Origin of the sequence: Ectothiorhodospira mobilis, assembly GCF_016584115.1 — a bacterium.
In the GTDB taxonomy this organism is placed as follows: Bacteria; Pseudomonadota; Gammaproteobacteria; order Ectothiorhodospirales; family Ectothiorhodospiraceae; genus Ectothiorhodospira; species Ectothiorhodospira mobilis.
Map to the genome: position 1 here is coordinate 1 of NZ_NRSK01000029.1, position 18,568 is coordinate 18,568.

An 18,568-nucleotide genomic window follows, 5' to 3' on the forward strand; every position below is an offset into this window, starting at 1 on the left:
GTCTGCGGCGGGGGGGGGAGGCCTCAGCCGGGGCGCTGATGCCCCCGGCAGGGGACCTGGATGATTTCGGGTTCGGGAACGTCCAGACGCGCCAGGGTCATGTGCGCCCCCCAGACGCAGCCCGTGTCCAGGGAAAGGACGCCATCCCCCCGGTGGCAGCCCAGGGTGGACCAGTGGCCGAAGACGATGCGTGCGCCGCGGGTGGCCCGTTCGGGGTGGGCGTACCAGGGGATGAGATGGGGCGGGGCCTGGGCGGGGGCCGATTTGTGCTCCATGTCCATGCGCCCGTCCCGGGTGCAGTAGCGCAGGCGGGTGAAGGCGTTGGTGATGAAGCGCAGCCGCGGCCAGCCCTGGAGCCCCGGGTCCCAGCGGTCCGGCTCGTCCCCGTACATGCGCCGCAGCAGGTCCACGGCCTGGGGGCCCTGCATCACCGTGTGGAACTCCTGCGCGCAGGCCCGGGCGGTGGCCAGGTCCCACTGGGGGGGCAGGCCGGCGTGCACCAGGGTCCAGCCGCTCTCCGGGTCGTGGTGCAGGATGGGGCGGCGGCGCAGCCAGTCCATGAGTTCCTCCCGGTCCGCGGCCTGCAGCACCGGCGCCAGGGTGTCCTTGCGGCGCACCCGATGCAGTCCGGCGTGCACCGCCAGCAGGTGCAGGTCGTGGTTGCCCAGGACGCAGGTGGCGGCCGTGCCCAGGTCGCGCACGAAGCGCAGGCAGTCCAGGGACTGCGGCCCGCGGTTGACCAGGTCCCCCACGAGCCACAGCCGGTCTTCGGCCGGGTCGAAGCGGACCCGGTCCAGCAGTTGCTTCAGTGGATCCAGGCAGCCCTGGAGGTCGCCGACGGCATAGAGGGCCATCAGGCGCCGCTTTCGGGGGCGGGGGCCTCCTCGGGCGACCCGGACTGCTGCCGGGGCGGTGTGGCGGCCGCCTCATCCACCGCCTTCTCCAGCACGATGTGGCGGAACCAGCCGCGCAGCAGGGCGGGGCTGTTCTCCACCACCTTCAGATTCTTGTGCCGGCGCATGAGGGATTCGAAGACCAGGTCGGTGCGGCTGGCCAGGGGGCCGGTGACCACCCCCAGCAGGCGGCGCAGGGGGGCGCTCTCGCCGGGCTTGAGGAACTTGTCCATGATGAGCAGGCGTCCGCCGGGGCGGGTCACCCGGGAGGCCTCCGCCAGGGCCTTCTCGGGCTTGCCGCAGGCCGCCAGCAGATTGTGCAGGATCACCACATCGAAGCGCCCGTCCTCGAAGGGCAGGGCCTTGGCGTCGGCCTCCTGCAGGTCGATGTCCATACCCAGGGCCTCGGCCCGTTCGCGGGCCTTGGTCAGCATCGCCGGGGTCAGGTCCACGCCCCGGTAGGTGGCCCCCTGTGGTAGATGGGGCAGGTCCAGGCCGGTCCCCACGCCGATGATGAGGATCTCCATGCCCTCCACGTTCCCCAGCCGTTCCAGGCTGTTGCGTCGCGCCTCCTGGGTGGGTTTTTCGACGAAACGGTCATAGATGGGAGCCCAAAGTGTATAAGGGATGCGCATGTCTCTCGCCCGTGGTTGTTGGTGGATTCTTCTGGGTCCGGATCCCCGGTGGATCGCAGGTGATTGTAGTCCCGGTCCATGCCCCTGTCTAAATTGGGGTTGTCCCTGTGGGGAAGGGGCACAACGAAAACCGCCCGCCGGGAAGAGGGTCCCGGCGGGCGGTTGGGGGAGGCGGTTGGGTTTGCGCTCAGACCATCTCGTCCAGGGCCTCGCCGCCACGGTTGCCCGTGGTGTTGACCGAAGTCTCCATGCGGGCATCCAGTCGCTCGCGCATGCGGGCGGCGGGATCCGTATCCTGCGAGGGGTCCAGCGGATCCCTCCCGGCCGCATCCTGTGCCTCGCCGCTGGCCGCCGCCGGGGCGGGTTCGCCGGTGGCCGCGTTTGCGGCGGGTTCAGCCTCCTGGGTGCGGGCCGCGTCCACCCGCGCCCGCCCGGCCGCGACCTCCTCCTCCCGCGGCCGGGTGGCCTGGTCGGCCCGGGCCTCGGTGGCCCGGTCCCGGGGGGTGTCCGGACGGTTGGGTTCGGTCTCGCGGGTGTCCCCCACCGCGCGCGCCGTCTCCGCCGGTGCGGCGGTGCCGCCGCCGCCCATGCGGTCCGTGGGCGGCGTGGGCACGGGGTTGCTCACCGCGGGCATGGCGGGATTCATCACGGGGATGCCGGGGTTGACGTTCATGGCGTGTACTCCTTGCCTCAGACCTTCATATCGATGAGTGTGCCCAGCATGCGCTGTTCCGTCTCCAGCACCTCCACGGAGGCCTCCACCTGGCGGGCGTGGACCCTCTGTTCCACCAGGGGGCGGACCGGGTCGCGGCCGACGGGGTCCACGGCGGTGCCGGCGATCTCGGAGGCAGCGCCGCGCAGGTTCTGCAGGCCGGTGTGGATGCCGGACAGGGCGGAACCGGATGCGGGCGATAAGGTCATGGGGCTGCTCATGGATCAGTACCTGACTAAAGTATAGAAGACCGGCGCCGCTCCTGCAGCCGTGGGGGGATGTATGTGGCGGGGCGTGCCGTCCGGCGGTGCGAAATGTTCTAATGGACGTTGGATTTTCCGCCAACGGTCCCGTTCATGATCCTGCGCAATATCATCGTCTTTCTGGCCCTGGCCATCCCCTTTTTCGGTCTGTCCTACTGGCTGACGTCGCCCCCCTCCAGTCCGGTGCACGAGAACCTCCCCTGGGAGGTGGAGGTGCTGCCCGGGGGCGGTTCCCGGGTCTTCGGCGTGACCCTGGGGGAGACGCCGCTGGGCAATCTTTCTGATCGTCTCCGGGCCCGGCCGCGGTTGGAGTGGGTCGTGGCCCCCGACGGGGAACGGCGCCTGGAGGCCACCTTCGAGGGGGTCACCCTGGGGCCCTTCCTGGTGGACCTGGTGGCCCGCCTGGACGCCCCCGAGCCCTCCCCTGGGTCGGTTCCCGGGTCGGCGGCGGGCGACGGGGACTCCTCCGCTGGGGGCCGGCGGCTACCGTTGCCGGAGGGCGGGGGCGACAGGGCCATGGCGCTGCCGGTGGTGGCGTTGATCTACGCCCCACGGGCCCGCTACAGCGAGGACACCGTGGAGCAGCGTTTCGGCGATCCCGCGGCGCGCTTCGCGGCACAGGATGGGCGCTATTTCCTCTATCCCGGGCAGGGACTGGCCCTGTACCTGGCCAGGGAGGGTCGGGATGTCCTGCATTACGTGCCGCCCCGGGACTTCGGTGCCCTGGAGGAACGCCTGCGGGACGGGGATGCCCCCGAGGGGGTGCTGCCATGAGCGCTGCGCGGGGGGAGGCCGTGCCGCCGGGGCGCTTCTGGGAGGGGCGGGCCCTGGAGGATCTGAGCCACGAGGAATGGGAGGCCCTGTGCGATGGCTGCGGCCGCTGCTGCCTGCACAAGCTGCAGGATGCCGATACCGATGAGATCTATTTCACGGACGTGGCCTGCCGCTTGCTGGACCTGCATTCCTGCCGGTGTTCCGATTATGCCCACCGCACCCGGCAGGTCCCGGACTGCATCACCCTGCGTCCGGAGGAGGTGGCCCACACCCCCTGGCTGCCGGCCACCTGCGCCTACCGCCTGCTGGCCCGGGGGGAGCCTCTGCCCGATTGGCATCCCCTGATCACCGGGGACGCAGAGAGTGTGCACGCGGCCGGTGTCTCGGTGCGCGGCCGGGGGATCAGCGAGGAGGCCATGGGCGATGACTGGGAGGACCATATCGTGGACTGGCCCGGCTGAGGATGGCCGCCCCGCGGCGGTTTCTGGCACGATGACGCCATGAACGACTCCGGCGACACCCTGCGTATCGACAAGTGGCTGTGGGCGGCCCGCTTCTTCAAGACCCGCGCCCTCGCGGCCGAGGCCGTGGGTGGCGGTCATGTCCACGTCAATGGCACCCGCGTGAAGCCCTCCCGTCCCCTGCGGGTGGGGGACCGGCTGCGCATCACCCGCTCGGGGATCACCTGGGAGGTGGAGGTGCGTGCCCTTCACGACAAGCGGCGCCCGGCCGCCGAGGCGCAGCAACTCTATGAGGAGACCCCGGAGAGCCGCCGCGCCCGGGAGGAGGCGGCCGAGGCCCGGCGCCTGGCGCGCCTGGCCACCCCCCGGACCGAACACCGTCCCGACCGCCGGGACCGCCACCGCATCCGCCGCTTCATGGGCAAGGAGTGAAGGCATCCATGGGCGTCCCCGTCACCCCGCTCCTGGCCGCCGACGTGATCATCCGCCCGGAGGCCGCCCCGGATCAGGTGCTGCTCATCCAGCGGCGCAATCCGCCCCACGGCTGGGCCCTGCCCGGTGGCTTCGTGGACCAGGGGGAGCGGGTGGAGGTGGCGGCCCTGCGCGAGGCCCGGGAGGAAACGGGGCTGGAGGTGAGCCTGCAGGCCCTGCTGGGATGCTATTCCGACCCCGGGCGCGACCCGCGGGGGCATACGGTGAGCGCGGTCTATCTGGCCACGGCCCGGGGAGAGCCCCGGGCGGCGGATGACGCCCGGGACGCCCGCTGGGTGGACCCGGCCGCTCCCGGGGTCCCCCTGGCCTTCGATCATGCCCTGATCCTTGGGGATTACCTGCACTACTGCGCCACGGGAGAGGTGGCGCCCCTGCGCTTTTGAACGACGGCCCTGAAACAAAGAACGCCGGCCACGGGAGGGCCGGCGTCCGGTGAACAGGCCTTACAGGGGAGACGGGGGGGTCACTTGGTGCGCTGTTCCACCCATTCCCCGATGGCCGGCGGCACCATCTTCTGGGCCTTGCCGCTGACGTAGATGCCGATGTGTCCGCCGGGGAAGGAGAGTTCGGTGTAGTCCTTCGTCCCCACCTTTTCCCCCAGGGCCCGGGAGGCGTCCGGCGGTACCAGGTGGTCCTGCTCGGCGAAGATGTTGAGCACGGGCATGGTCACCTGGCTCAGGTCCACCTCGTGTTCGCCGATGTGCAGGCCGCCGTTCATCAGCTTGTTCTGCTGGTAGAAGTCCTTGATGAACTGGCGGTAGGCCTCGCCCGCCTGGTCGGGGCTGTCGAAGATCCACTTCTCCATGCGCAGGAAGTTGTCCAGCTTGTCCTTGTCCTGCAGCACCTCCACCATATCCAGGTACTTCTGCCCCATGAGCTGGTAGGGCTTGAGGGTGAGGAAGGTCCAGTTCAGCAGTTCGCCGGGGACATTGCCCATGGTGTCCACCAGGGTGTCCACGTCCACATGCTTCACCCAGTGGGAGAGCACGTTGTCCGGGGTCTGGAAGTCCACCGGGGTGACCATGGTGATGAGATTGGCCACCTTGTCCGGATGGATGGCACTGTAGCAGAGGCTGAAGGTGCCCCCCTGGCAGATGCCCAGGATGTTGATCTTGTCCACCCCATGGCGCCGGCGCACCTCGTCCACGCAGCGGTCCAGGTAGCCGTTGATGTAGTCGTCCAGGGTGAGGAAGCGGTCGGCCCGGTCCGGGTAACCCCAGTCGATGAGATAGACGTCCAGGCCGGCGTCCAGCAGCCCCTTCACCGTGGAGCGGTTCTCCTGCAGGTCGGTCATGTAGGGGCGGTTCACCAGGGCGTAGACGATGAGCACCGGCACCGGGTTCTGCACCACCGCCGCCGGGGGCTGGAAGCGGTACAGGGTGAGCTTGTCCTCCCGGTAGACGGCCTCCTTGGGGGTCACCCCCGTGGGGATGTCCTGGGCGTCCGCCAGGTTCTGCATGCCCACGCCCAGCTTGTTCTGGAAGGTGGTGATCTCATCCATCACCTGGTCGGGGCGGATCTGAATCGGGATCATGTCCTGCGTCTCCTTCAGCTCTTGGACTCGGTCTGGGTGGAGGCATCCGTCTGCCTGGAGGCGGTGCCGGCCGAGCTCTGGGTGCGGCCGCTGCCGGAGGTGGCCTTGGTGGCGGTGGTGCGGCCCCCGCTGCGGCCGGAACGGCTGCGGGTGCCGCCGCTGCCGGAGGTGGTGGTCTGGGTGCCGCCCTTGGCTTCCTCCCCCTTCCTGGCCTGATGCTCCTGCAACTCCCGCAGGGTCGCGCGGATCTGGTGCAGCTCCCGGCGGCTCTCCTGGAGACGCCGGTGGAGGGTGTTCACCTCGCGCCGCGTGGGCATGTTGAGGCTCTCGGCGGCCTCGTCCATGAACCGCGTCCCCTGGCGCTTGAGCGCCATGAGGCTGTTGACCATCTCACCATAGACCCGGGCGTATTCCTCGGACAGTGTGAACTCACCGTACACCTCCTCGCAGACGTCCACCCACTCATCGTAGAAGGTGCGCAGGCTGGTGATGGGCTTGTCCTGGCGTCCGGCATCCTCCAGGCGGGCGCGGAAACGCTCCACGGAGTCCAGGCCCACCCGGGCCATGGCGGCCTGGTAGTTCTGCAGGGCCTGCTGGTACTCCATGGCCAGCCGCGCCAGGTCCTGGTACTGCTCCTGGGACTCCCGGGTATAGCCCACGCCGGGCACCGAGAGGAAGCGGTCCAGCTGCTCCTGCACCACGTCGCCGTAGGGGGGGCGGGCCGCCGGGCGCAGGGCCTGCATGAAGTCCCCGGGCATGGGCATGAACGAGGAGGTGGCCCGGCGCCAGGTGTCCAGGGGCATCTGCCAGAAGGCGTTCATGTCCTTGCCCGCCATGGAGCCGGTGCCCATCTGGCGGAAGGCCTCGGTCATCTGCTCCAGCCACTTGTTGACCGCCTCCGTGGCCCCTTCCTGCCCGCCGCTGTTGCGGTGGAACTGCTCGGCCATGGAGAAATAGTTGCGTCCCATCTGCAGCATGGGCTCGAGGAAACCCGCGGTGCCCTGGGGCAGACCCTGGGCGGCCGCCTGCCACCATTGGTCCAGGGCCCGGGACCAGTCGGTCTGCTCACCGCCGGAGCCCATGGCCTTGCGGCTCATGTCCATCCAGGCATCCCAGTACCTGCGCTGGGCCTCGAGCCAGTCCTCCGGGTTGAACGGGTTGGAATCTGCCATGCAATCGTCTCCTGTGCATCCTGTGGGCGTCGGGTCCGGGCCCGACGGGGATCGGTTCCCGTGCCGGCCGTATGCGGTGATCACACACCATTTGCCGCGTGACGGCAACCAGGCGCGTGCCCGCGATGGCGGAACTGTGCATGAGACTAGCATAGTGGTTGTGCACTGCAACAATTTGTTTCCGGATGCCCCGGGGGCGCGTTGGTCAGGCACGGACGGGTCTGGTATAAACGGACCCATACCATGGCGGGTCCGTTCCCCGGCCCCATGGCCGGGTCAGCGGGTTGCACCCCGGGCCGGTCTTCATCCATCTCTCAGGACAAAACGCAAATCAGGAGGAAACATGACCGACTCCACCGTCATCGTGGGTGCCCTGCGTACCCCCATCGGGACCTTCAACGGCGCCCTCTCCCAGTTGCCGGCATCGACCCTCGGGGCCCGCGTCATGCAGGCCCTGTTGCAGCGTGCCGGCCTGTCCCCCGAGCAGGTGGAGGAGGTGATCCTGGGGCAGGTGCTGCAGGCCGCGGTGGGGCAGAACGCCGCCCGCCAGGCCGCCGTGGAGGCCGGCATCCCCTATGCCACCCCGGCCATGACCATCAACAAGGTCTGTGGCAGCGGCCTCAAGGCGGTGCACCTGGCCTGGCAGTCGGTGCAGTGCGGTGATGCCGGGGTGGTCATCGCCGGCGGGCAGGAGAACATGAGCGCCGCCCCCCACGCCCTGCCCCGGTCCCGCCAGGGCACCAAGATGGGGGACTGGCCCCTGGTGGACACCATGATCCGGGATGGCCTCTGGTGCGCCTTCAACGACTACCACATGGGTATGACCGCCGAGAACGTCGCCGCGGAATACGACATCCCCCGCGAGGAGCAGGATGCCTTCGCCGCTGGTTCCCAGCAGCGGGCGGAGGCGGCGCAGAAGGCGGGCCACTTCGCGGACGAGATCGTTCCCGTGGAGATCCCCGGGCGCAAGGGGCAGGTGACGATCTGCGACACCGACGAGTTCCCCCGTCACGGCACCACGGCCGAGGGCCTGGCCAGGCTGCGTCCGGCCTTCAAGCCTGATGGCTCGGTGACCGCCGGCAACGCCTCCGGCATCAATGACGGGGCCGCCGCGGTGGTGGTCATGTCCGAGTCCCGGGCCCGGTCCCTGGGGCTGGAGCCCCTGGCCCGGATCGTCTCCTTCTCCTCCGCCGGGGTGGATCCGGCCCTCATGGGCACCGGCCCCATCCCGGCGGCCACCCGCTGCCTGGAACGGGCGGGCTGGACCCCCGGCGACCTGGATCTGGTGGAGGCCAACGAGGCCTTCGCCGCACAGGCCATTGCCGTCAACCGCAAGCTGGGCTGGGATCTGTCCAAGGTGAACATCAGCGGCGGGGCCATCGCCCTGGGTCATCCCATCGGCGCCTCCGGTGCCCGGGTGCTGGTGACGCTGCTGCACGGCATGAAGCGCACCGGTGCACAGCGGGGCCTGGCCACCCTGTGCATCGGCGGCGGCCAGGGCGTGGCCCTGGCGGTGGAGCGCCCCTGAGGGGGCGCCGCGGGCGGCCCCCGGGGAAGGGGGCGGCAAAGGTTCCATACATTCGACAGGAGATGCGGGTGAGTGAACCGCGGATCATCAAGAAGTACCCCAACCGGCGCCTCTACGACACGGAGGAAAGCCGTTATGTGACCCTGGCGGACGTGCAGCAGCTGGTGCGCCGCGGGGTGGACGTGAAGGTGGTGGACAGCCAGTCCGGCAATGACATCACCCGGGGCATCCTCATCCAGATCATCACCGAGCAGGAGACCGCCGGGGAGCCGCTGTTCACCACGGAGATGCTGGTGCGTTTCATCCGCTTCTACGACGAGGCGGTGCACGACGCCTTCTCCGGCTATCTGGATCACAGCCTGCGCTTTTTCGCCGAACAGCAGCGGGAGTTCAACGAGCGCATGCGCGGCGTCCTCGGCGGCACGGCCCCCTGGGACGTGACGGAGATGACCCGGCGCAACCTGGAGTTCTGGCAGGACATGCAGGATCAGTTCTTCCGCGTGGCGGGGTTTGGTCAGAGCGGCCGGGAGGGGGAGGGCGCAGACAAGGACACCCGCCGGCAGGGCGGGGTCGCCGACCAGGGGGGCAGCGATCCATCCGTGCCCCGGAAAAAGGGTTGAGGATGTGAAACGGGTCGCTTCGCGGCCTTGACGGGAGTCGGTGCGGTGCGTATATGTTGCATTGCAACAATGACGCGGCGCAGCAAGCAGGCCGCGCCCCTGCCCAACCCGATCAAGGAGGCGATACGCCATGAACGAACTCTTCGAACCCGTCCACAAGGCCAACCAGTCCCTGTTCGAGACCCTGCGCAGGATGGGGGACATCAACCAGAAGGCCATGGACCGTTTCATGACCCAGCAGATGGACTTGACCACCTCCATGGTGGATGTGAGCATGAAGCAGCTGGAACTGATGACCAGGGCCAAGGGTTATCAGGAACTGATGTCCGGACAGGCCGATCTGGCCCGTGATTACGGCCAGAAGCTGCTCTCCAGTTACAAGGGCAGCCAGGACATCTTCAACGAACTGCGTGAATCCATGACCCAGCTGATGGATGATTCCGTGAAGACCGCGGAGGAAACCGTGCGTCAGGCCACCCAGACCTCCAAAAAGGCGGCCTGAACGGCCTGCACCAGCCTGCACGACCCTATCGCAACAGTCAGGAGCCTGAGATCGTGAGCAAGCGCATCGCACTAGTGACCGGAGGGACCGGCGGGATCGGCAGCGAGATCTGCAGGACGCTGGCCCACAAAGGCCACACCATCGTCGCCAACTACCTGCCCGCCCTGCAGTCCGAAGCAGAGGCCTGGCTGGAGCAGATGAAGGGGGAGGGTCTGGATGTGCACATCGCCGCCGGCGACGTGTCCTCCTTCCAGTCCTGCGCCGACATGGTGCAGGACGTGGAGGCCCGCATCGGCCCCATCGACATCCTCGTGAACTGCGCCGGGATCACCCGTGACAAGACCCTGCGCAAGATGGAGGAGAGCCAGTGGCGGGATGTCATCAACATCAACCTGGGCAGCGTGTTCAACATGACGCGCCAGGTGGTGGAGGGGATGACCTCCCGGGGCTTTGGCCGCATCGTCAACATCTCCTCGGTCAACGGCCAGAAGGGGCAGTTCGGCCAGGCCAACTACTCCGCGGCCAAGGCCGGCATGCACGGCTTCACCATGGCCGTGGCCCAGGAGACGGCGGCCAAGGGGGTGACCGTCAACACCGTATCCCCCGGCTATACCGCCACGGCCATGACCGAGGCCATGCCCGAGGACGTGCGCAATGCCATCGTTGCCCAGATCCCTGCGGGGCGCATGGGCAGCCCCGAGGATGTGGCCTTCGCCGTGGCCATGCTCTGCGATGAGCAGGCCGGTTACATCACCGGTGCCAATCTGCCGGTGAACGGCGGTCTGTTCACCTCCTTCTGAAGGCCCGCCGGCGCATCCATGGCCGTACCGGGATCACGGGCCCCGCAATGGGGCCCGTTTTCCGTGGACCATCCCCGCGGACAAACGGTACGAAAAATCCGAAGGTTGCATGGCAGGAAAAGGCGCTCAAGCCTTGATTGCAAAGCCCTGATTCGCATCGTGTGATCCTTGGTGATATGCTCCGGCCTGCCCGGGCCTAAGATCTCCCGGGGGCGGCGAAGTAACCACTGGGGGAACCATGCGTGTCCCAAGACGAAGCTTTACCCTGCTGATGGCCTGTCTCGGCATCGGCCTCATCTCCGGTGCGCTCTTTCCGGGCCTTCTCTCCGGATTCACCGGCGGGACCATGACCCCCGATGAGGAACGGCTCGTGCGCCCCCTGTCCCTGCCCCCCCACGGTGAGGAAGCGGAGTCCCCCCGGTCCTCCCCGGAACCCACGCCCCGGCTCTCCGCCACCCCCGATGCGCAAGGCCTGCAACGGGCGTCCTATACCCCCGATGCGGACATCGAGACGGATCTGGGGCGGGAGGAGGAAAACCCCACCTCCTACGAGGCCCTGGATCTGGAAGAGGGGGAACGTCGTACCACCGCCCCCGAGTGGAACAGCTATACCATCCGCCCCGGGGACCGGCTCTCGGCCCTTTGGGGAAACGACTGGGGTCTGCCCATGGCCACCCTCTATCGCCTGCTGGAGGACAAAGGGAACGCCCGCATCCTCAACCGCCTGCGGGTGGGGCAGCAGGTGGAATGGCAGACGGATGAACAGGGCTATCTCACCCGCCTGCGCATCTGGGGCGACCATGGGCGGGGCACCGAATGGAAGCGGGAGGCCGGGGGCTGGGACTTCAGCCGCCGGGAGGTGGAGAACGCCCGGGAGGTGTCGCACCTGGTGATCACCGGCCAGGTGGAGAGCAGCATCTCCGCCGCCCTGGCGCGCAGCAGCGACCTTTCCGCCAGTGCCGTGGCCGCCCTGGTGGTGCTGCTGGACCGCCACCTGCCGGTGCGATCCCGGGCCCGCAGCGGGGATGCCTTCACCCTGCTGGTGGAGCAGGAGACCCTGGTGGGGGATGACGAACCCTATGACCTGCGCCTGCTGGCCTTCGAGTACCAGGGGCAGCAGATCGACGTCCGTGCCGCCCGCCACACGGACAACCGCTTCTATACCCCTGAAGGCCGGGGGCTGCTCCCGCCCTTCGACCGGCGCCCCTTCGCCGGTCACTACCGCATCAGTTCCCCCTTCAATCCCCGCCGGGTCCATCCCGTGACCGGTCGTGTCGCCCCCCACCGCGGCACCGATTTCGCCATGCCCTCGGGCACGCCCATCGTCGCCCCGGCGGACGGACGGGTGAGCCGCGTGGCCCACCATCCCTATGCCGGCCGCTATCTGGTGGTGGAGCACGGCCAGGGGTATACCACCCGCTATCTGCACCTGAGCCGCGTGCTGGTGCGCCCGGGCCAGAGCGTAGAACGGGGGGATCGCATCGCCCTGTCCGGGAACACCGGGCGCAGTACCGGTCCCCACCTGCACTACGAACTGCATGTCAACGGACGGGCGGTGGACGCCATGCGGGCCGACCTGCCCGAAAGCCATCACCTGGCCGGTGAGGAACTGCGCCGCTTCCGCCGCGTGAGCAGCGCGCTGCTGGCCCAGCTGGAGCAGGCCGACCGCAGCCGGCGCGTGGCCATGGCCCCGTTCTCCGAGATGGCCGCTACCATGTGATGCCCCGGGCCGGGGGATCCCCGGCCCCGGGCCGCCGCCTGAGGTTCCCCGGCCCTGCAGTCCCCCGTCACCTCCTCCTATACTCTGAAGGACACGGCCCGTACCCGGGACCGTGCCATGTCTGCCGGGTGTGCCCGGCGCGATCCATGTCGGAGGGTTGAGGGATGACTGACCGCGAAGCAATGATCCAGAAGATGAAGGCCCGGCTGGAGGAATGGCAGGCGGAGATCGACAAGCTCTCCGCCAAGGCCGAGCAGGCCGAGGCCAGCGCCAAGATGCGCTACCACGAACAGATCGAATCGCTCAAGCAGCACCAGGAGGAGGGTCGTAAGAAGCTGCAGGAGATGCAGGAGTCCAGCGAACAGGCCTGGCACGACATGCGCGAGCGCATGGAGGCGGCCTGGGACGATATCTCCCGGGGCTTCAGGGACGCCATGAAGCATTTCCGCTAGGCCGACAGCAAGCGGCCGCGGCGATGCACCGGGGCCGCCTCGCCGGCGGCCCCGGTGGGTGTCAGACCCAGCGGTGGCGCAGGTAGGCCATCAGGGCCAGGAAGATGAAGATGGGGGCCCCAAGTTCCAGCACCTCCTCGAAGGCACCGGCGTGCAGGGTGGCCTGTTGGCCCAGGTCGATCCCCAGGGCATCCAGCTTGCGCGGCAGGCCGTCCATGGATTTGGCCGCCACCAGACCCGCAAAGGCCAGCAGGCCACCGCCGAACCCGTGCGCAGGCCCGTGAGGAAGGGGCGGGTGTAGCGCCGCAGGATCACGATCCCCGTGACCATCAGCCCCAGCAGCACCGCCCCGCCGGCCAGCTTCTCCAGCAGTCCCGTCTCCGGGCTGATGTAGAAGCGGCTCTTGAAGATCCCCATGGTGGTGAACTGCTTGTCCAGGTCCAGCTCACGCAGCATGAAGAAGGTGATCATCACCGTGAAGGGCCACAGGCTGAGGGCATGGCGACGGAAGATCAGCAGCAGGATGCTGGCGGCATAACCCAGGGCCGAGGCCATTTCCACGATGCCCCATTCCTTCAGCCAGAGCTCGCGGGCATCGCCCGTCAGGGGCAGGGTGGCGACAAACAACACGGCCAGCAGCACCATCACGATGCCATGGGCCATCAGCGTGAGCCGGTTGGACATGGTTTCCTGACTCTTCCCGAAACGGTCGGATGTGTGGCGAGGGAAAACCGCTCACCATAGGCCTGTGACAGAAATATGACAAGGCCTGCGCATGCGGCCCCCGGGGATCCCCTGCAGCGGGCATCCTCATGGCGCGGACGAAACTGTTATCATGGGGCATTCCTCATCAGCAGCATCGATACCTGCGTGTCCGAAAGTCCCCTCACCACCCCCTGCGAAGAATCCACCCAACGGGTCTACGCCCGGGCGGAGCACGGCATCTCCCGTGCCAACATCAGCGAGAATGCCCTCAAGGTTCTCTACCGTCTCAAGGACGCGGGATTTCGTGCCTGCCTGGTGGGGGGCGGGGTGCGCGACCTGCTCCTGGGGCGGGAACCCAAGGACTTCGACGTGGCCACCGACGCCCATCCCGAGGATGTGCGCCGCATCTTCCGCAACTGCCGCCTCATCGGCCGGCGCTTCCGCCTGGCCCATGTCTACTTCGGCCGCGAGATCATCGAGGTGGCCACCTTCCGCGCCCCCCACGACGCGGGGGAGGGTGAGGCCCAGGCGGAAGACGGGCGCATCATCCGGGACAACGTCTACGGCAACATCGAGCAGGATGCCTGGCGCCGGGACTTCAGCATCAACGCCCTGTATTACGATATCCGCGACTTCTCCGTGGTGGATTACACCGGCGGCATGGAGGACCTGCGCCAGGGGGTGCTGCGCCTGATCGGCGATCCCGAGGTGCGCTACCGGGAGGACCCGGTGCGCATGCTGCGGGCCGTGCGCTTCGCCGCCAAGCTGGGTTTCCGGGTGGATGCGGCGGCCGAGGAGGGCATGGTCCGCCTTGGCGGTCTGCTGGAGGACGTCTCCCCGGCGCGGCTCTTCGACGAGGTCATCAAGCTCTTCCACGGCGGCGCGGCCCTGCAGACCTTCGAGATGCTGCGTCACTACGATCTCTTCCGGCGCCTGTTTCCCCTTACGGAGCGCGCCCTGGAGCGGGAGGAGCAGGGTTTTCCCATCACCTTCGTCGCCAATGCCCTGCGCAACACCGACGACCGCATCCAGTCGGGCAAGGGGGTGCATCCCGCCTTCCTCTACGCCGTGCTCCTGTGGGAACCGGTGCGCCACGAGGCGGAGCGGCTCATGGCCGAGGGTGAGGGCCAGGTCCCGGCCCTGCAGCAGGCCGGATCCGCCATCCTGGCGGAGCAGGCCCGGAGCATCCTCATCCCCAAGCGTTTCGCCCTGCCGGTGCGGGAGATCTGGGAACTCCAGCCCCGCTTCGAGCAGCGCCAGGGGGCCCGTGCCCTGCGCCTGCTGGGGCATCCCCGTTTCCGCGCCGCCTACGACTTCTACTGCCTGCGCGGGCGATCCGGAGAGGCCCTGGACGACGGCTGCCAATGGTGGACCCGTCTGCAGGAGGTGGACGAGGCGGAGCAGCGGCGCATGGTGGACGCCAACGGCCGTTCCGGCCGCAAGCGCCGCCGCCGGCGGCGCAAGCCGGCGCAATGACCCCGGAGACCGCCTTTATCGGCATCGGCGCCAATCTGGACGATCCGGCCTCCCAGGTGCGCCGGGGCCTGGAGGCGCTGCGCGGGCTCCCCCGCAGTCGCCTGATGCGGGCTTCCAGCCTCTACCGCAATCCCCCCATGGGGCCACGGGACCAGCCCGACTACGTCAACGCCGTGTGTGCCCTGGAGACCCGGCTGCCCCCCGAGGGCCTGCTGCAGGCCCTGCAGGCGGTGGAGGCCCGCCACGGGCGGCGGCGCGACGGGACGCGCTGGGGGCCGCGCACCCTGGACCTGGATCTCCTCCTCTATGGCGACCGGGTCCTGCATACGCCCCGTCTCACCGTGCCCCATCCGGGCATCGCGCAGCGGGCCTTTGTGCTCCACCCTCTGGCGGAGATCGCGCCGGAGCTGGAGATCCCCGGGCTCGGACCGCTGCCCCCCCTGCTGCGGGCCTGTCCCGGCGACGGGCTCAAGCCGCTGCCGTGATGCCCGTCGGGATTGCGCCGGGGCGGCGCCATGGCGAAAATCCGGGGGATCGGCAACAATAACGGATCGCAGGCTTGGGGGGTGGCGCCATGAACCAGACCCGACCGGCGGAGCCGGGATACATCGCCGTGGAGGGCCCCATCGGCGTGGGCAAGACCAGCCTCTGTGCCCGTCTGGCCCAGGCCCTGGGGGCCGGGCAGGTGCTGGAGAGCCCCGAGGGCAACCCCTTCCTGGAGCGCTTCTACCAGGGGGAGGGCCAGGCCCTCGGGACCCAGTTGTTCTTTCTCATGCAGCGCCTGGAACAGCTCAGCGCCATGGCCCGGGAGGCGGAGACGGACCCCGGCGGGGTGCGCATCACGGATTTCCTCATCGACAAGGACGAGCTGTTCGCCCGGGTCACCCTGAAGGAGGAGGAATACGCCCTCTACCGGCGGATCCGCGCCCACCTGCCCGCGGACCTGCCCCGGCCCGACCTGGTGATCTATCTGCAGGCGCCGGTGGAGATCCTGCGCGAGCGCATTGCCCATCGCGGCCGGTCCTTCGAGCGGCGCATCGACGATGTCTATCTGCAGCGCCTGAGTGAGACCTATGCCAGTTTCTTCTATCATTACGAGGGTGCACCCCTGCTGATCGTCAACGCCGCAGAGATCGACTGGGTGAACCGCGACGAGGACTTCCGGCAACTGCTGGACTTCATGCGCACGGTGCATGCCGGCCGCCACTACTTCAATCCCCTGCCATCGGCCGTCTGAGGCCGGCGCGGCCCTCCACGATCCATCAACGAACACGGACCGAGCGTGAGCGTACAGACCCCGAAAAGAAGCCTGACCCTGCGCGACCTTCAGGAAATGCGTGGCCGCGATGAGCCCATCGCCGGCCTCACCGCCTACGACGCCACCCAGGCCCGGCTGGTGGACGAGTCCGGTGCGGACTTTGTGCTCGTGGGCGATTCCCTGGGCATGGTGGTGCTGGGCCACGACACCACCATCCCGGTGACCCTGGAGGACATGATCCATCACACCCGGGCGGTGTCCCGTGGGGTGGGGCGTGCCCTGCTCATGGCGGACATGCCCTTCATGAGCTACACCGGCGTGGACCAGGCGGTGCATACCGCCGCCCGCCTCATGCAGGAGGGCGGGGCGCGCATGGTGAAGCTGGAGGGGGACGCGCAGCAGGTGGACGTGGTGCAGGCCCTGGCCGGCCACGGCATCCCCGTGTGCGCCCACCTGGGGCTGCGTCCCCAGTCGGTGCACAAGCTGGGGGGGTATCGCGTCCAGGGCCGCGGCGAGGCCGCCGCCGAACGCATGCTCAGCGATGCCCTGGCCCTGCAGGGGGCCGGTGCGGACCTGCTGCTGCTGGAATGCGTGCCCGCCCCCCTGGCGGGACGCATCCGCGCCCAGTCGGACATCCCCGTCATCGGTATCGGCGCCGGATCGGACTGCGACGGACAGGTCCTGGTCTACCACGACATCCTGGGCATCACCCCCCATTCCCCGCGCTTCTCGCGCAACTTCCTGGCCGGGGCCGGCAGCATCCAGGCGGCCCTCGCCGCCTACGTGGCCGCGGTCAAGGGCCGCGAATTCCCCGCCGCCGAACACGCCTTCAGCGCATAATCCCGACGCCATGCAGATCCTTCACGACGTCCCCCGGCTTCGCCGCGCCCGCGCCGCATGGCGCCAGGACCACGCCTGCGTGGCCCTGGTGCCCACCATGGGCAACCTGCACGACGGTCACCTGGCCCTGGTGCGCCAGGCCCGGGGCCTGGCCGACCGCCTGGTGGTGAGCATCTTCGTCAATCCCCTGCAGTTTGACCGCCCCGAGGACCTGGCCGCCTACCCGCGCACCCTGGAGGCGGACTGCCGCCGCCTGGAAGGGGAGGGGGTGGACGCGGTGTTCGCCCCGGCCGATGCCCAGATCTATCCCCGCGGACGGGAGAACATCACCCGGGTGGAGGTGCCGGTGATCTCCGAACTGTTGGAGGGGGCGCACCGGCCGGGGCATTTCACCGGCGTCGCCACGGTGGTGTGCAAGCTGTTCCACCTGGTGGAGCCGGACGTGGCCGTGTTCGGGGAGAAGGACTTCCAGCAGCTGATGCTGATCCGGCGCATGGTGGCGGATCTGGACCTGCCGGTGCGCGTGGAGGCCGGGGCCACGGTGCGCGAGGCCGATGGCCTGGCCCTGAGTTCACGCAATGCCTATCTCACCCCCGAGGAGCGGGCGCGGGCACCGGCCCTCTATCGTGTGCTCCAGGATCTGGGCGACCGCCTGCGGGGATCCCCTGCGCCGGACCCGGCCGCCCTGGAGCAGGAGGGGGTGAAGGCGCTTGAAATCTCCGGCCTGCGGCCCGATTATGTTGCGGTGCGAAGACGGGAGGACCTGTTGCCGCCCCAGGAGGGGGACCGGCATCTGGTGGTGCTGGGCGCCGCCTGGCTGGGGCGTGCACGGCTCATCGACAACCTCGCGGTGGACCTCCCCGCGCAGGGGTGAGCCCCCGGGGATCGCCCCCGTCCCGCCGATCCAGACCCCGGGAAGGTACCGGCCGGGTCCCTGACCCGCGGCCGGGATGCTGCGTGTTCAGCGCCTTTCCAAAATAAGCATATGCGCCCCCGGCGGTGGGGGCCTTGTTCCGGAGGATGTGTTTCACCATGTTTCTGACCCTGCTCAAGTGCAAGCTTCACCGGGCGGCCGTGACCCATGCCGAACTGGACTATGAGGGTTCCTGCGCCATCGACGCCGATCTGCTGGAACGCTCCGGCATCCGCCCCTACGAGCAGATCCAGATCTACAACGTCACCAATGGCGAGCGCTTCACCACCTACGCCATCCGCGCCGAGGCGGGCAGCCGCATCATCTCCGTCAACGGGGCCGCCGCCCACAAGGCCCGCCCGGGGGACCGGGTGATCATCTGCGCCTATGCCCAGATGCAGGCCCAGGAGGCGGACCGGTTCAAGCCCACCCTGGTGTACCTGGACGAGCACAACCACGTCACCGGGACGGGCGATACGATCGCCACCCAGGCGGCCTGATCCCCCCCGAAGGCCCCCGCCTCAATGCCGCCGCGAATGCCGGCGGCAGTCCTCGTGCCAGTGGCATTCCAGTTGCCGGCAGACCCCGCCCGGGGCCTGGCCGAAGCAGGGCTGGTTGCCCTCGGCGATCTGGATGGCCTGGATCAGTTCCCGCTTGCACAGGCGTTCCGGAGCCACACCCTTGCGGCGGGCAATGTGACGTACGGTGGCCAGGTTCATGGCCGGCCCTCCCTCTTGGGAAGAGATCACCCGCTGCCGGGGGCCCGGAGCGGGGCCGTGGGGGCCTAGGGTCGTGGAGCCCCCAAAAGGGAAGTATGG

Annotated in this window: 24 protein-coding genes; 16 read left to right on the forward strand and 8 right to left on the reverse strand. The window is 68.8% G+C overall.

Annotated features, from left to right (window positions below; genetic code table 11):
- Positions 1 to 23: 23 nt before the first annotated feature.
- The 4 genes from CKO33_RS10780 to CKO33_RS10795 all read right to left on the reverse strand — a co-directional run bounded on the left by CKO33_RS10780 (position 24) and on the right by CKO33_RS10795 (position 2,449).
- Positions 24 to 854 carry a symmetrical bis(5'-nucleosyl)-tetraphosphatase gene (locus CKO33_RS10780; protein WP_200182249.1) on the reverse strand — a complete coding sequence of 277 codons (831 nt, stop codon included), beginning with the start codon at positions 852 to 854 and terminating at the stop codon, positions 24 to 26.
- Positions 854 to 1,528 carry a class I SAM-dependent methyltransferase gene (locus tag CKO33_RS10785; RefSeq protein ID WP_200182250.1) on the reverse strand — a complete coding sequence of 225 codons (675 nt, stop codon included), beginning with the start codon at positions 1,526 to 1,528 and terminating at the stop codon, positions 854 to 856. The genes CKO33_RS10780 and CKO33_RS10785 overlap by 1 nt, the downstream gene beginning before the upstream one ends.
- A 187-nt stretch (positions 1,529 to 1,715) precedes the next feature.
- Positions 1,716 to 2,201 (reverse strand): hypothetical protein, encoded by a 486-nt coding sequence (locus CKO33_RS10790; RefSeq protein WP_200182251.1) that lies wholly within the window; start codon positions 2,199 to 2,201, stop codon positions 1,716 to 1,718.
- Positions 2,202 to 2,218: 17 nt separating this feature from the next.
- Positions 2,219 to 2,449: a hypothetical protein gene (locus CKO33_RS10795; RefSeq protein WP_200182252.1), complete on the reverse strand. Its 231-nt coding sequence runs from the start codon at positions 2,447 to 2,449 to the stop codon at positions 2,219 to 2,221.
- Between the two features lie 147 nt (positions 2,450 to 2,596).
- Here CKO33_RS10795 and CKO33_RS10800 point away from each other — a divergent pair, with 147 nt between their 5' ends.
- The 4 genes from CKO33_RS10800 to CKO33_RS10815 are packed head-to-tail and all read left to right on the forward strand — an operon-like array spanning position 2,597 to position 4,613.
- Positions 2,597 to 3,277 carry a hypothetical protein gene (locus CKO33_RS10800; RefSeq protein ID WP_200182253.1) on the forward strand — a complete coding sequence of 227 codons (681 nt, stop codon included), beginning with the start codon at positions 2,597 to 2,599 and terminating at the stop codon, positions 3,275 to 3,277.
- A 20-nt stretch (positions 3,278 to 3,297) separates the two neighbouring features.
- The gene (locus CKO33_RS10805; RefSeq protein ID WP_439099438.1) at positions 3,298 to 3,738 is read left to right on the forward strand and encodes a YcgN family cysteine cluster protein; all 441 of its coding nucleotides are present in this window, start codon (positions 3,298 to 3,300) and stop codon (positions 3,736 to 3,738) included.
- 39 nt (positions 3,739 to 3,777) lie between these two features.
- Entirely contained in the window at positions 3,778 to 4,170 is a 393-nt protein-coding gene (locus CKO33_RS10810) for an RNA-binding S4 domain-containing protein (protein ID WP_200182255.1), read from the forward strand.
- 8 nt (positions 4,171 to 4,178) lie between these two features.
- Complete coding sequence (locus CKO33_RS10815) at positions 4,179 to 4,613, forward strand: NUDIX domain-containing protein (RefSeq protein ID WP_200182256.1); 435 nt, start codon at positions 4,179 to 4,181, stop codon at positions 4,611 to 4,613.
- Positions 4,614 to 4,693: 80 nt separating this feature from the next.
- On the opposite strand, the gene CKO33_RS10820 is transcribed toward CKO33_RS10815, so the two are convergent.
- Together CKO33_RS10820 and phaE are read right to left on the reverse strand one after the other, a co-directional pair.
- Positions 4,694 to 5,764: a class III poly(R)-hydroxyalkanoic acid synthase subunit PhaC gene (locus tag CKO33_RS10820; RefSeq protein WP_200182257.1), complete on the reverse strand. Its 1,071-nt coding sequence runs from the start codon at positions 5,762 to 5,764 to the stop codon at positions 4,694 to 4,696.
- Positions 5,765 to 5,778: 14 nt separating this feature from the next.
- Positions 5,779 to 6,936 carry a class III poly(R)-hydroxyalkanoic acid synthase subunit PhaE gene (gene phaE / locus CKO33_RS10825; RefSeq protein WP_200182258.1) on the reverse strand — a complete coding sequence of 386 codons (1,158 nt, stop codon included), beginning with the start codon at positions 6,934 to 6,936 and terminating at the stop codon, positions 5,779 to 5,781.
- 343 nt (positions 6,937 to 7,279) lie between these two features.
- Here phaE and CKO33_RS10830 point away from each other — a divergent pair, with 343 nt between their 5' ends.
- The 6 genes from CKO33_RS10830 to CKO33_RS10855 all read left to right on the forward strand — a co-directional run bounded on the left by CKO33_RS10830 (position 7,280) and on the right by CKO33_RS10855 (position 12,558).
- Positions 7,280 to 8,464, forward strand: a complete 1,185-nt coding sequence (locus CKO33_RS10830) for an acetyl-CoA C-acetyltransferase (RefSeq protein WP_200182259.1) — start codon at positions 7,280 to 7,282, stop codon at positions 8,462 to 8,464.
- A 62-nt stretch (positions 8,465 to 8,526) separates the two neighbouring features.
- The gene (gene phaR, locus CKO33_RS10835) at positions 8,527 to 9,084 is read left to right on the forward strand and encodes a polyhydroxyalkanoate synthesis repressor PhaR (RefSeq protein WP_207146530.1); all 558 of its coding nucleotides are present in this window, start codon (positions 8,527 to 8,529) and stop codon (positions 9,082 to 9,084) included.
- Between the two features lie 130 nt (positions 9,085 to 9,214).
- Positions 9,215 to 9,586, forward strand: a complete 372-nt coding sequence (locus CKO33_RS10840; RefSeq protein WP_200182261.1) for a phasin family protein — start codon at positions 9,215 to 9,217, stop codon at positions 9,584 to 9,586.
- 53 nt (positions 9,587 to 9,639) lie between these two features.
- Complete coding sequence (phbB, locus tag CKO33_RS10845) at positions 9,640 to 10,386, forward strand: acetoacetyl-CoA reductase (RefSeq protein ID WP_200182262.1); 747 nt, start codon at positions 9,640 to 9,642, stop codon at positions 10,384 to 10,386.
- Between the two features lie 346 nt (positions 10,387 to 10,732).
- Entirely contained in the window at positions 10,733 to 12,106 is a 1,374-nt protein-coding gene (locus tag CKO33_RS10850) for a peptidoglycan DD-metalloendopeptidase family protein (protein WP_200182277.1), read from the forward strand.
- Between the two features lie 164 nt (positions 12,107 to 12,270).
- Complete coding sequence (locus CKO33_RS10855) at positions 12,271 to 12,558, forward strand: sll1863 family stress response protein (protein ID WP_200182263.1); 288 nt, start codon at positions 12,271 to 12,273, stop codon at positions 12,556 to 12,558.
- 90 nt (positions 12,559 to 12,648) lie between these two features.
- Here CKO33_RS10855 and CKO33_RS10860 read toward each other — a convergent pair whose 3' ends face one another.
- Entirely contained in the window at positions 12,649 to 13,242 is a 594-nt protein-coding gene (locus CKO33_RS10860; protein ID WP_200182264.1) for a hypothetical protein, read from the reverse strand.
- Between the two features lie 186 nt (positions 13,243 to 13,428).
- Between CKO33_RS10860 and pcnB the strand changes: the two genes are divergently transcribed.
- From pcnB to panD, 6 genes are all read left to right on the forward strand, one after another.
- Entirely contained in the window at positions 13,429 to 14,739 is a 1,311-nt protein-coding gene (pcnB, locus tag CKO33_RS10865) for a polynucleotide adenylyltransferase PcnB (protein ID WP_338081770.1), read from the forward strand.
- Positions 14,736 to 15,224 (forward strand): 2-amino-4-hydroxy-6-hydroxymethyldihydropteridine diphosphokinase, encoded by a 489-nt coding sequence (gene folK, locus CKO33_RS10870; protein WP_200182266.1) that lies wholly within the window; start codon positions 14,736 to 14,738, stop codon positions 15,222 to 15,224. The genes pcnB and folK overlap by 4 nt, the downstream gene beginning before the upstream one ends.
- Before the next feature lie 89 nt (positions 15,225 to 15,313).
- A complete protein-coding gene (locus tag CKO33_RS10875) occupies positions 15,314 to 15,976 on the forward strand; it encodes a deoxynucleoside kinase (RefSeq protein ID WP_200182267.1) in 663 nt (220 codons plus the stop codon).
- 45 nt (positions 15,977 to 16,021) lie between these two features.
- Entirely contained in the window at positions 16,022 to 16,837 is an 816-nt protein-coding gene (gene panB / locus CKO33_RS10880; protein WP_200182268.1) for a 3-methyl-2-oxobutanoate hydroxymethyltransferase, read from the forward strand.
- Between the two features lie 10 nt (positions 16,838 to 16,847).
- Positions 16,848 to 17,711, forward strand: coding sequence for a pantoate--beta-alanine ligase (panC, locus tag CKO33_RS10885; protein ID WP_200182269.1), 864 nt, complete (start codon positions 16,848 to 16,850; stop codon positions 17,709 to 17,711).
- Between the two features lie 158 nt (positions 17,712 to 17,869).
- Positions 17,870 to 18,250: an aspartate 1-decarboxylase gene (gene panD / locus CKO33_RS10890; protein WP_200182270.1), complete on the forward strand. Its 381-nt coding sequence runs from the start codon at positions 17,870 to 17,872 to the stop codon at positions 18,248 to 18,250.
- A 21-nt stretch (positions 18,251 to 18,271) separates the two neighbouring features.
- Here the strand turns inward: panD and CKO33_RS10895 are convergent, their stop codons facing one another.
- Positions 18,272 to 18,469 carry an SAP domain-containing protein gene (locus CKO33_RS10895; RefSeq protein ID WP_200182271.1) on the reverse strand — a complete coding sequence of 66 codons (198 nt, stop codon included), beginning with the start codon at positions 18,467 to 18,469 and terminating at the stop codon, positions 18,272 to 18,274.
- Positions 18,470 to 18,568 lie beyond the last annotated feature (99 nt).